At 60.7% G+C, this 10,652-nt stretch carries 16 protein-coding genes and 1 pseudogene; 1 reads left to right on the plus strand and 16 read right to left on the minus strand.

The annotated features are described in order from the left end of the window. The 15 genes and pseudogenes from RRB22_15405 to RRB22_15475 form a co-directional block, all read right to left on the minus strand. A partial coding sequence (locus RRB22_15405) for a hypothetical protein (GenBank protein MDT8385790.1) occupies nt 1-239 on the minus strand: 239 nt, incomplete at its 3' end. A gap of 214 nt (nt 240-453) precedes the next feature. After that, nucleotides 454-654, minus strand: a pseudogene (locus RRB22_15410) (DUF4400 domain-containing protein). An 8-nt stretch (nt 655-662) separates the two neighbouring features. Next, nucleotides 663-1,070 carry an OsmC family protein gene (locus RRB22_15415; protein ID MDT8385791.1) on the minus strand — a complete coding sequence of 136 codons (408 nt, stop codon included), beginning with the start codon at nt 1,068-1,070 and terminating at the stop codon, nt 663-665. Nucleotides 1,071-1,091: 21 nt separating this feature from the next. Next, nucleotides 1,092-2,378, minus strand: coding sequence for a hypothetical protein (locus tag RRB22_15420; protein MDT8385792.1), 1,287 nt, complete (start codon nt 2,376-2,378; stop codon nt 1,092-1,094). Next, on the minus strand, nt 2,375-3,079 hold the full coding sequence (locus RRB22_15425; GenBank protein MDT8385793.1) for an outer membrane lipoprotein-sorting protein: 705 nt from the start codon (nt 3,077-3,079) through the stop codon (nt 2,375-2,377). Before RRB22_15425 ends, RRB22_15420 begins: the two co-directional genes overlap by 4 nt. 50 nt (nt 3,080-3,129) lie before the next feature. Then, entirely contained in the window at nt 3,130-4,374 is a 1,245-nt protein-coding gene (locus RRB22_15430) for an FtsX-like permease family protein (GenBank protein MDT8385794.1), read from the minus strand. Then, nucleotides 4,371-5,063, minus strand: a complete 693-nt coding sequence (locus RRB22_15435; protein ID MDT8385795.1) for an ABC transporter ATP-binding protein — start codon at nt 5,061-5,063, stop codon at nt 4,371-4,373. The genes RRB22_15430 and RRB22_15435 overlap by 4 nt, the downstream gene beginning before the upstream one ends. A gap of 65 nt (nt 5,064-5,128) precedes the next feature. Further along, the gene (locus RRB22_15440; protein MDT8385796.1) at nt 5,129-5,350 is read right to left on the minus strand and encodes a hypothetical protein; all 222 of its coding nucleotides are present in this window, start codon (nt 5,348-5,350) and stop codon (nt 5,129-5,131) included. A 144-nt stretch (nt 5,351-5,494) separates the two neighbouring features. Further along, nucleotides 5,495-5,731 carry a thioredoxin family protein gene (locus RRB22_15445; GenBank protein MDT8385797.1) on the minus strand — a complete coding sequence of 79 codons (237 nt, stop codon included), beginning with the start codon at nt 5,729-5,731 and terminating at the stop codon, nt 5,495-5,497. Between the two features lie 22 nt (nt 5,732-5,753). Continuing rightward, nucleotides 5,754-6,074 (minus strand): hypothetical protein, encoded by a 321-nt coding sequence (locus RRB22_15450; GenBank protein MDT8385798.1) that lies wholly within the window; start codon nt 6,072-6,074, stop codon nt 5,754-5,756. A gap of 17 nt (nt 6,075-6,091) precedes the next feature. Further along, a complete protein-coding gene (locus RRB22_15455; protein MDT8385799.1) occupies nt 6,092-7,048 on the minus strand; it encodes a permease in 957 nt (318 codons plus the stop codon). A gap of 5 nt (nt 7,049-7,053) precedes the next feature. Then, nucleotides 7,054-8,139, minus strand: coding sequence for an ACR3 family arsenite efflux transporter (gene arsB, locus RRB22_15460; protein ID MDT8385800.1), 1,086 nt, complete (start codon nt 8,137-8,139; stop codon nt 7,054-7,056). A gap of 44 nt (nt 8,140-8,183) precedes the next feature. After that, nucleotides 8,184-9,134 (minus strand): MBL fold metallo-hydrolase, encoded by a 951-nt coding sequence (locus RRB22_15465; protein MDT8385801.1) that lies wholly within the window; start codon nt 9,132-9,134, stop codon nt 8,184-8,186. Next, the gene (gene arsC, locus RRB22_15470) at nt 9,131-9,556 is read right to left on the minus strand and encodes an arsenate reductase (thioredoxin) (GenBank protein ID MDT8385802.1); all 426 of its coding nucleotides are present in this window, start codon (nt 9,554-9,556) and stop codon (nt 9,131-9,133) included. Before arsC ends, RRB22_15465 begins: the two co-directional genes overlap by 4 nt. Before the next feature lie 35 nt (nt 9,557-9,591). After that, nucleotides 9,592-9,945 (minus strand): metalloregulator ArsR/SmtB family transcription factor, encoded by a 354-nt coding sequence (locus tag RRB22_15475; protein MDT8385803.1) that lies wholly within the window; start codon nt 9,943-9,945, stop codon nt 9,592-9,594. Between the two features lie 84 nt (nt 9,946-10,029). Between RRB22_15475 and RRB22_15480 the strand changes: the two genes are divergently transcribed. Beyond that, a complete protein-coding gene (locus tag RRB22_15480; protein ID MDT8385804.1) occupies nt 10,030-10,482 on the plus strand; it encodes an arsenate reductase ArsC in 453 nt (150 codons plus the stop codon). 56 nt (nt 10,483-10,538) lie between these two features. Here the strand turns inward: RRB22_15480 and RRB22_15485 are convergent. After that, nucleotides 10,539-10,652 (minus strand): DUF4400 domain-containing protein (locus RRB22_15485; GenBank protein MDT8385805.1); only part of this gene is annotated, 114 nt, incomplete at its 5' end.

The following is a 10,652-nucleotide window of genomic DNA, read 5'->3' on the forward strand; positions in this document are numbered from 1 at the left end:
TCACCCAACCGCTCCGCCATGCCCAACACAAAGAGCACATTGGCGTAGTTACCCAGCGAAACGCCGGGGTCACCCTTTTCTATCTTGTTCAGGGTTGTTCGGCTGATAGAGGCCCGTTCGGCCATAACAGCCGTTGGAATACGCCGCCTGAGTCGGGCATCACGGATATCCTGTCCAAGCTTACGCACCGCCCGCCTCACCGGAATCGGCACCATCAAGTCTAGCTGGGTTTTTCTCATTTATCGTCCAATTTTATGGTCACTATTGTATATAGTGTATATTATAATGGACGTTATATCAATATATCTCCAGTAATCCCAACATGATCGTGACGTCCACTATTCTGGACGTTAATTACGTTAATACCCAGAATCGTGAACATTTCCAGATATTATGGGCTCCAAAGCTGACATCTCCTGAATCAGACAGATTGCCCTGTTCCGCCCGTATTTTTCAAAGGTACTTCTTAAAGGTACTCGCGGTCACTGCCACAGCAAATGCAAACAGTGCGGCGAAGGGAATCACGATAAAGGTAGGATGCAGGCTGAACGGAAGTGCCAGATACGTTACCCAGGTGATCACTACGAGCGGTAGCACGGCCTTCTTGGCATAGTGGTACACGAATGAGCTCTCTCGCCCTCCTCCCCAGCGGCGTGTCACACTCAGGCCTCCGCGCGGCGCAACGTGCCGGTTAGTTCCGTACCCGGCGCCACGGTGTTGTATACCGTGCCGTACTTGCGGATGTTGTCGTGCATGAGTTCCAGCTTGCGGTCGTTTTCATCACTGTCGACAATTATCTCGTAGTTGATGCTCACCATCTTCGGTGGCGAGTCCTGGCGCACGCCGTGCACCCTGACCGTGACGCCGTTGTAATCGAACTGGATCATGGGCGCGATGCGCTCCATGTTCTTCAGGATGCAGGCGGCGACAGCGGCCAGCAGCAGCTCGGCGGGGTTCAAGGCATCCGCCCTGCCCTTGAGATCGGTATCGATGACCAGTTCCGCGTCCTTGCACTGCACCTTGCTGCCATGGGCGTCGATGCGTTTGGCGGTGATTTCGTATTCGAGCATATAGGTCCTCCCTGATTGTATTTAGAAAAAATACCGCAGCCGCAACTCCGCGCGCCAGTCGTTGGGACGCTCGCCGAAGTCGGTGTTGGCCCCGCCTTCAAGCAGGGTGAGGCGACCGCGCAGTTCCAGATCGGTGATGCCGGTGTAGATCGCCTCGGGGATCAGGGTGTAACTGCTGTCGTGCAGATTGATGATAGTGGTGGCCCCGGCGCTCCAGTACAGCGCATCGAAGGGTTCCTTTTGTGACACTCTTATATATAGATAATCCTGCATGGGCTGCGCGACGCCGTAACCGGCCTGGCGTGCCGCCTGCGCTGCGGGGCGCAATGCGGGATTGGTGAGCGTATTGCGGGCCAGGTCAAAAAAGCGCTGCATTTCATTCGGCGTGTAACCGGCGCCGTTGTGGTAGTACTCGGCGATCCAGGTGGTCTCGGCTGCGGTGAGATAACGCAGACCGAGCAGCCAGTCAACGTCCCCGGTTTCGCGCGGTGCCAGCGTGTTGCCGGCCTCGAGTACGCGGTGGCTACGGTCGTCAAACCATGCCAGCTCACCGTGCACTTCAAAATTCGTCGTCAGGTTGCGGGCGAAATCCATACCGATGGCATTTGGGCGGCTGTCGCCGCGGCGCACCATGACATCGATGTCGGTGTCGCGGTACAGCATGTACAGCCGGGCCGCGAGGTTGGTATCCTTCTGCGCGCCGAAGTCGTCGTTGATGTCATCGGTGACCGGCAGGATCACCGGCGTGAACGAGACGGTTTGCAGCGGCCCGCTGAAACTCTTCACATACTCGGCGGTGGCCAGCACAAAACCCTCGCGGGCCAGTTCCGGATCGGTGGCGTCCTTGGGCCGTTCCACGAAACCCACCGTGTTGAAGGCGTAACCCTTGCCCCAGCGTAGCGCACGCTTGCCGGCGGTGAGGGTCCAGCGTTCGTTGGGTTGCGCATCGAGGTAGAGTTCGTAAAAGCGCGTGTCGTGGCGATTGCCGTTGTAGTCATCCAGCGACTCGCCGTGCCACAGGCCGTTGATACTGACCGCGTCCCAGCGGTATTTGCCGCTCAGCTCCAGCACGCCTCGGTAGCGTTGATAACTGTCCGGCGCGCCGTCGGGAAAAGTCAGGGCGCTCAACGCCGCGCCGGGATCAACATCGAAATGCTCGGCGCTGCCTTGCAGGTAGCCGCCGAATTCATAGGGCTTCTTTTCATACTGGCCGAAGTCGAAACTGAAACTCTCGGCGGCCATCGCCGTCATGGCCGGCCCCGTCACCAGCCAACCGATCAGTAACGGGGCCAGGGCGATCCCTCTCATTGACGCAGTTCGCCCACCCGCGGCAGGTAATCCAGGGTAAAGACCTCGTCGGCAAACGCGCGCGGGCGCAGGCCGTCGAACAGCATTACCGACTGGTAGCCTTTATACAGCGGACTGTCGGTGACCAGTTTGGCCGGACGCATGAGGCCGTGGCCGAAGTCCTTGATCTCGGAATAGTGCAGGGTCTTGATCAGCAGGCCACTGGCGGCATAGGCCTCGATGGTCAACGGCGTGCGCGTCTTCTTGTCCACCCACATCTTCATTTTGTCATAGGCCACCGCCGCGCCGCGCGCCTTGAGTTCGAGGATGTATTGGTTGTTCTCCTCGCCGGCGGCGCTGGCCGTGTATTCGACGCTGAAATCCAGTTGCAGGATATCGGAATTATTGAACACGCCGCCGATCACCGACTGCAGGCTGGTGATGCGGATCGGTTTGCCGACATTCGGAATATACAGCCACAGGTTGTCGCCCAGACGCAGGGTGCTGCGGCCCTTCTCGCTGGGCGGGTCGAGAAACAGCGCGACCATCTTGTCGTCGCCCTTCTTGACCGTGTAGAGCACGAACTCCTTGCGCTTGCCGTCCGGCTCGATATTGATGAGCTTGCGGTACATCTCATACGAAGCGGGCGCCATGCGGGTATCCACTTCCTTGAGTACCGCGGTGGCATCGAACGCGTACGCAGGTATCGCGCCACCGAGCATGAGCCACAGTATTGCGGCATGGAACAACGAGTTTGTTTTCATAGATAACCTCATACATGTCGTAAGGCAGTGATCGGATCCATGCGCGCCGCCTTCCAGGCCGGTTGCAGGCTGGCGACGACCGCCACCAGGATGACGATGCCGCCGATCCACAGCACCTCGCCCACCGCGAGAGCTGGCGCCAACACGACCACCTGGCGGCCGAAGGCGAAACTCACCGGCCACAGGTTCAGCGCATACACCAGCAGCAGGCTGATGGCCGTGCCGATCGCCGTGCCGACCAGGCCGAGCAGCAGGCCCTCGCTCAGGAACAGCCCCATGATACGCCGCGGCGGCGTGCCGATGGCGGCGATAGTGCCGATCTCGCGGATGCGCTCGTACACCGCCATGATCATCACGTTCATGATGGCGATGAGCACGATGCCCACCAGCATGATGCGAATGAACAGATCCAGCAGATCGATCATGCGCGCGATGTTGGCAAACGGCGAGAGCTGGTCCCAGGTGTGTACGTCGATCTGCGGCTGGCCTTGCGGATTGACCATGCCCGACAGCGCTGCGCGCAGTTGCGTCGTGACCCGTTCGACCTGATCGATATTTTTCAGGCGCACGGCGATCTCGTTGATCTCCTTGCCATCGATGCGCAGCAGGGTGCGGGCGTCGTCCATGTGCAGGTAGCCGTCGCGCCCGCCCGGCCCGGTCACGTCGCCCAGCACGCCCTGCACCACGAAGGTCTGGCCGTTGACCGAGCCGTCCACATTCGTCGCCACCAGCACCACGGTGTCGCCGGGCTTGACCTTCAGGCCCTTGGCCAGCAGTTCCGGGATCAGCAGCTTGCCCGGCTCGATCAGGCCGTTGGCCAGGCTGCCGTCCACCAGGCGTTCGACCAGGCCCGGCATGGCGGTGGCCTCGCGTGCGGGGATAATCCCGTTCAACCGGATGTTGGTGGTCTCGGTGAAATTGCTGAACATGGCGCCAAACTTGAGCCGCGGTGATACGGCCTCGACCTCGGGAATGGCCGCGAGCGCCTGCTCGACTTTCTCTACCTGCGCCGGTTTCATGTTGAGATTCAGCGGCAGATTGTCGATGGAGGCGACATAACCTTTACGGTGCACCTGCAGGTGGCCGAGCATGGAGTCGGTGAACGTGCCGATCATAACCGACTTGAAGGACCCAGCCACTGCGACAAACAACAGCACGGCGACAATACCCAGCACGATCAGCCCCGAGGTCAGCAACGTGCGCCGCCAGTAGCGGGCCAGGTTACGCGCGGCGAGTTTGAGGATACGGCTCATGCGGCACCTCCCGGATGATTCGTTAAGCGGCCGTCTTCGAGGGTGAACGTGACCTCGGCCTCGTTCATGATCTTCTGGTCGTGGGTGGAAAAGATAAACGTGGTACCGAACTCGTCGCGCATCTTTTTCATCAGCGCAAGAATGCGGTAGGCAGTATCGTGATCGAGGTTGGCGGTGGGTTCATCGGCCAGCACCAGTTTGGGATTCGTGGCCAGGGCGCGGGCCACCGCGATGCGCTGTTTCTGTCCGCCCGAGAGTTGGTCGGGCCGCTTGTCCGCCTGATCCGCCATGCCCACCGCCTCGAGCAATTCCCTGACCCGTGCCTGGCGTTTGTCCGCCGGCCAGTCCTGCACCATCAACAGTGGGTACTCGATGTTCTCGCTGGCCGAGAGCACCGGGATGAGATTAAAATCCTGGAAGATGAAACCAAGGTTACTGCCGCGAAACGCCGCCGCGTCGGCGCGGTCGAGTTTCGCAATGTCGGTATCCAGCACCGTCAGCGTGCCGCCGCTGGGCCGGTCCAGCCCGCCGATCATGTTCAACAGCGTGCTCTTGCCGCTGCCGGACGGGCCAACGAAGGCCACGAATGCGCCGGCTTCAATAGAAAAATCCACCCCGCGCACCGCGCGCACCTCGACATCCCCCGCACAGTAGGTCTTGGTCAGTTCCCTGGCTGAAATCAGATTCATAAACGCTCCTTACTCCGGTGTAGAAGGAGACGCACTACGGAACACTCGCCTTGCGCCATGCTCATTCAATCCCGCCTTTGCAGGCAGGGCCAGGCGGAGAACGCCAGAAAATAGAGCGCAATGAGATTCACGATCGGGATCACCATCAAAAGGCTCAGCCACTTTGAATACCCGGCCTTCGAGAAGATTGCCCAGAATGGGATAATGACGATTATCGCGATAACAACCCACATGATGGGACCGAACACGAAAAAGCCCGGTGGCATACCTTCACCTGCAGTTGGCATGATTTACTCCTCCTATGTGCTAATAAAAGTATTTAACATTTTTTCCTTCCATCGGCATGCGCATTAACCTTGAGCAAGGAATCTGTCCGATTCCAGAATGCACAGCCACTTGGTCGGAAAGGACAGGCATTTCGCGAAATACCACTAAGCCGCCAGCCATTCCTCAATCTTCTTGCGATCCGGCACGCCGCCGGCGTGCACCACCGTGCCGTCGATCACCACGCCGGGGGTGGACATGACACCATAGCCCATGATAGCGCCGATGTCCTCGACCTTTTCCAGTTCGACCTCGACGCCCTTGGCCTTGGCGGTCTCTTCGATCAGCGCCAGGGTGCGCTTGCAGTTAGCGCAGCCGGTGCCGAGTACCTTGATGTTTTTCATGATGTAACTCCTAATATAGATACTAGCAGCAGGACTGGCCACTCGCCGTCGGCGTGCAGCAGGCGGATTCGGTGACCTGAACATCGAGCGACGTGCCCTTTTCCACCTTCGGCTTCGGCAGCGCGGCCGCCGCTTCGTCAAAGGCGGCGTCGAGTCTCTGCGCCGCCTCGTCGCGGATGTGGCGGGCGATCTCGATCACAGTATCGATCTGCTGTTGCGGCACGCCGGCCGCTCGCAGGCGATTCAGCTGGCACTGGCCCATGGCCGGGTGATTGGCGGCGATGCCGGCGGCCAGCGAGATCATGGCGACGATGGATGAGTGCAGTTGGGGTTGTTCGGTCATTTCGTTACTCCTGTCGTTCAAACAAATAGATTGAAACCCCAGCCCACCAGTGTGAACGCAATCGCCAGTATCCCGGCATACAGCGCCAGCGCCGGCCACTTGATGACCTTGCGCAGGATGATCATCTCCGGCAATGACAGCGCGGCGATGCTCATCATGAAGGCCAGCGTGGTGCCGACGGCCACGCCCTTGCCGAGCATGGCCTCAGCCACGGGAATCACGCCGGTGGCATTGGAATACAATGGCACGCCCAGCAGCACCGCGCCGGGCACGGCGAGCCAGTTGTCCTTGCCGCCCAGATGCTCGGTCACCCACGCTTCCGGCACATAACCATGAAATAGTGCGCCGACGGCGATGCCCGCGACCACCCACTTCCACAGGCGACCAACGATCTCGCGCACCTCACCCCAGGCGTAGCGATGTCGGCCGGCCAGCGAGGTATCGGGCACGGCCTGCGCCATCTGGCCCATCTGGATCTTCCAGACGTATTTTTCAACCCAGCGTTCCGGTTTAAAGCGCTCCATGATCATGCCGCCGACATAGGCCACCGTCAGACCGGCGGCGACGTACATTACCGTCAATTTCCAGCCGAGGATGCCGAGCAGGATAACCACCGCGACTTCGTTGATCATCGGGCTGGCGATGAGGAACGAGAAGGTGACGCCCAGCGGAATACCTGCCTCGACAAAACCGATGAACAGCGGCACCGAGGAGCAGGAGCAGAACGGCGTCACCGCGCCGAGGGTCACGGCCGAGGAGCGCGCCAGCCATTTGGGTTTGCCGCGCACGTAGTCGCGCACCCGCTCCGGTGAGAGCAGCGCACGCAGCAGGCCCATGATGTAGATGATGATCACCAGCATGGCGAAGATCTTCGCCGTGTCCATGACAAAGAAGTGCAGCGCCGCGCCGGCATGGCTGTCGGCGCTCAAGCCGAGCCACTGGTAGACGATCAGATTGGCCAGTGCGTCGAACATGACGGTCAATGGCCTCCGTGCACATGCAAGTCCGCCGGGCAGCACTGCTCATGCGGAACGACCCCTTCACGCGCCTCATACCAGCCGCGAGTGCGGTTGACCACGCCCACGGCAATCAGCATCACCGGTACCTCGATGAGTACACCCACCACGGTGGCCAGTGCCGCGCCCGACTGGAAGCCGAACAGCGCTATGGCGGTGGCGACGGCTAACTCGAAGAAGTTGCTGGCGCCAATCAGCGCGGAGGGTCCTGCCACGCAGTGCGGCGAGCACACCGCACGGTTGAGCAGGTAGGCCAGCCCCGAGTTGAAGAACACCTGGATCAGGATGGGCACCGCCAGCAGCGCGATGACCAGTGGCTGCTTTATGATCTGTTCACCCTGAAAACCGAACAACAGCACCAGCGTGGCGAGCAACGCGGACAGCGACACCGGGTGCATGCGATCCAGCACCCGTTGCAGGCGCAGATAACCGTGTTCACCCTTGAGCAGCCAGTTGCGCCACAGGTTGGCGATCACCAGCGGCACCACGATATAGACCAGCACCGACAACAGCAGCGTATCCCACGGCACAGTAATGGCGGACAGGCCCAGCAGCAGCCCGACGATGGGCGCGAAGGCAAAGATCATGATCACGTCGTTGAGCGCCACCTGCGACAGGGTGAAGTGTGGCTCGCCTTTTGAAAGATGACTCCAGACGAACACCATGGCGGTACAGGGAGCGGCGGCGAGGATGATGAGACCGGCGATGTAGGAATCGATCTGCTCCGCCGGCAGCCACGGGCGGAACAGCCAGCCGATGAACAACCAGCCGAGCAGCGCCATGGAAAAGGGTTTCACCGCCCAGTTGACAAATAGGGTCACGCCGACGCCGCGCCAGTGTTGCGTGACACCCTTGAGCGCATGCAGGTCGATCTTGAGCAGCATGGGGATGATCATCAGCCACACCAGCACCGCCACAGGCAGATTGACCTGCGCGATTTCCAGCTCACCGATGGCCTGGAAAGCGCCATTGAAAAAATGGCCCAACGCGATGCCGACAAGGATGCACAGAAACACCCAGGCGGTCAGATAGCGCTCGAAGAAACCCATCCCGGCACCGGCAGCTTTCTTTGCCGTGGTTTCGCATTGCGTACTCATGGTGTAGGCACCTCGCCGGTTTTGTTGTTTTCAAATTGCACGTAACTGCGGTTGAGGTTGCCGCGGTGCAGCGCGTCGGAATTCTCCAGGTAACGCCAGCGCGTGGCATCGCCATATTTATTCACCGTGGCGTCGAGCCCCTCCCAGTTTTCCGCCGCCGGTTTGATCTCGGCCAGCAGCCAGGCGAGATAGTCACCGGTGTCACGTTGCGCCTTGTCGGCATCGCACACGCTACCGTGGCCGGGGACGATGATTGCCGGTTTCAGGGTGGCGAGGGCGGCATCGAAGGCGGTGCGCCAGCTGCCGACCCTGCTCCAGGGCAACACACCGAGCATGCGATCCACATAGACCAGATCGCCGCTGAACAGCACCTGTTGTCGCGGCAGCCATACCACGGCGTCACCGGGAAAGTGTGCGTCACCAAACCAGCGCAATTCGACGGCTATGCCGCCCAGGGTCAGAACCGCGCTGTCGCCAGCGATGGGTTGCGAGGCGAACCGCGCCTCGGTGCCGGCCAGGCGCTCCTTGAGTACGGATTTCAATCCGGCCAGGTGTTGGACGGCAAATTCCCGTTGGGTGCGCACCGTGCGTTGCAGGGCGATGACTTGCGCGCCCTTTTCCTGCAAGTAGCCGTTGCCCAGCCAGCGGTGATCCTGCGAGCCGGTATTGATGATCCAGCGGATGGGTTGCGCCGTCACCGTGTGCACCGCGCGTTCGATCACCTGCGCACCCTGGCGCGAGGCGCCGCTGTCGATCACTGCCACGCCCTCTTCGGTGACAATGAAGCCGAAGTTGGCGTTGAGGCCATAATTCTCATAGGTTCGGGCGCCGGTGGGCCCGACCAGGGCATAGACATTTTCCGCCACACGCTGCGGCGCCACCTCGAAGGCCTGCGCCACCGGAGCGAGAAACACCAGGCAGGACCACAGGGCAAGACGACTCATCATGCCGCGTTCTCCTCGCGCAGACGTGCAATGAGTTCGGCCACGCGTGCCTTGACCTCGTCGCGCGTGGCGCGAAACACCGCCATGACCTCCTCCTCCGTACCGGCGGCCTTGGCCGGATCGTCCAGCGGCCAGTGTTCCTTGCGCGTGCCGGGCGGTAGCACCGGGCAGTGCTCGTCGGCGTGGCCGCAGACGGTGACCACCCGATCGGCGGCCTCGAGCATGGCGTCGGTGACCCGGGTGGATTCCTGCCCGGAAATATCGACACCCGCCTCGGCCATCACCGCGATAGCGCGCGGATTTTTGCCGTGCGCCTCGATACCGGCCGATTCAATGCGCCAGCCGGACGGGGCGAACTGTCTGGCCCAGCCTTCGGCCATCTGGGAGCGACAGGAATTGCCGGTGCAAAGAAACAGGATGTTCATTCAGGACTCCTTGGGTTGTTGTTGTGGATCTCGTGTCAGGCGCAGCAGGCGCTGCCCGGCCGGTTGGGCATGACCGACAAGGCCGCACGATCATCGGCATAGGGCGTCTGATCAGCGACACCCGCGGCCGTGTCCGCCAGCACCTGCCGAGCCCAGGCGGGCAAGGCCTCATGCAGCCGGTAATAGACCCACAGGCCCTGGCGGCGGTCGCTGACCAGGCCGTCCCGGCGCAAGTGGGCGAGGTGGCGAGAGATCATGGGTTGCGAGACGTCCAGTGCGTGAGTCAGCTCGCACACGCAGAGTTCGCCTTCCTGTTGCAGGAGCAACAGCGCGCGCAGCCGCAACGGGTGGGCCAGGGCGGTGAAAACAGTATCGGCGGTTACATTCATGATTACTAATATATGCTTGACCATATATTCCGTCAAGCATATATTACGGGCCAATGCCAATCATCTTTTGCAAAGGAAAAACGCATGGCCTATCCCCTCCGCGTCTTGTTTTTATGTACAGGCAATTCCTGCCGCTCCCAGATGGCCGAGGCCCTGTTGCGGCACTTCGGCGGCGAGGATTTCGCGGTCTACAGCGCCGGCACCGACCCCAAACCGATTCACCCGTTGACCCGTCAGATCATGGCGGAAATCGACCTGGACCTGTCCAACCACCGCAGCAAGGATCTCCAGGAATTTCTCGGGCAGTCCTTCGACTACGTCATCACGGTGTGCGACCGGGCACGCGACAATTGCCCGACCTTCCCGGGCGATAATGAGCGGATTCACTGGGGCTTCGAGGACCCGGCCGCCGCGCCGGGCGATGTCAACGCCCAACGGTTGATCTTCCGGCGCGTGCGCAATGAGATCAACGAACGCGTCCGCGTGTGGGTGACGGTGCAGCGCAAACTGTTGAAGCAAGCGGATAGGACCGAGTAAGTCAATTCTTGTACCGCTCACACCAGATTGATCGCATCGCCCTGATCCCGCTGGTTTCACAAATACTTCTTGAACGTACTCGCGGTCACTGCCACAGCGAATGCAAACAGTGCGGCGAATGGAATCACGATAAAGGTAGGATGCAGGCTGAAAGGAAGTGCCAGATACGT

Source organism: Gammaproteobacteria bacterium (assembly GCA_032250735.1).
GTDB lineage: Bacteria > Pseudomonadota > Gammaproteobacteria > SZUA-152 > SZUA-152 > SZUA-152.

Excerpts from the sequence above, each read along its gene's own strand:
- RRB22_15415 (MDT8385791.1), bottom strand. The coding sequence starts at position 1,070 with ATGCTCGAATACGAAATCACCGCCAAACGCATCGACGCCCATGGCAGC.
- RRB22_15420 (MDT8385792.1), bottom strand. The coding sequence starts at position 2,378 with ATGAGAGGGATCGCCCTGGCCCCGTTACTGATCGGTTGGCTGGTGACG.
- RRB22_15425 (MDT8385793.1), bottom strand. The coding sequence starts at position 3,079 with ATGCTCGGTGGCGCGATACCTGCGTACGCGTTCGATGCCACCGCGGTA.
- RRB22_15430 (MDT8385794.1), bottom strand. The coding sequence starts at position 4,374 with ATGAGCCGTATCCTCAAACTCGCCGCGCGTAACCTGGCCCGCTACTGG.
- RRB22_15435 (MDT8385795.1), bottom strand. The coding sequence starts at position 5,063 with ATGAATCTGATTTCAGCCAGGGAACTGACCAAGACCTACTGTGCGGGG.
- RRB22_15440 (MDT8385796.1), bottom strand. The coding sequence starts at position 5,350 with ATGCCAACTGCAGGTGAAGGTATGCCACCGGGCTTTTTCGTGTTCGGT.
- RRB22_15445 (MDT8385797.1), bottom strand. The coding sequence starts at position 5,731 with ATGAAAAACATCAAGGTACTCGGCACCGGCTGCGCTAACTGCAAGCGC.
- RRB22_15450 (MDT8385798.1), bottom strand. The coding sequence starts at position 6,074 with ATGACCGAACAACCCCAACTGCACTCATCCATCGTCGCCATGATCTCG.
- RRB22_15455 (MDT8385799.1), bottom strand. The coding sequence starts at position 7,048 with ATGTTCGACGCACTGGCCAATCTGATCGTCTACCAGTGGCTCGGCTTG.
- arsB (MDT8385800.1), bottom strand. The coding sequence starts at position 8,139 with ATGGGTTTCTTCGAGCGCTATCTGACCGCCTGGGTGTTTCTGTGCATC.
- RRB22_15465 (MDT8385801.1), bottom strand. The coding sequence starts at position 9,134 with ATGATGAGTCGTCTTGCCCTGTGGTCCTGCCTGGTGTTTCTCGCTCCG.
- arsC (MDT8385802.1), bottom strand. The coding sequence starts at position 9,556 with ATGAACATCCTGTTTCTTTGCACCGGCAATTCCTGTCGCTCCCAGATG.
- RRB22_15475 (MDT8385803.1), bottom strand. The coding sequence starts at position 9,945 with ATGAATGTAACCGCCGATACTGTTTTCACCGCCCTGGCCCACCCGTTG.
- RRB22_15480 (MDT8385804.1), top strand. The coding sequence starts at position 10,030 with ATGGCCTATCCCCTCCGCGTCTTGTTTTTATGTACAGGCAATTCCTGC.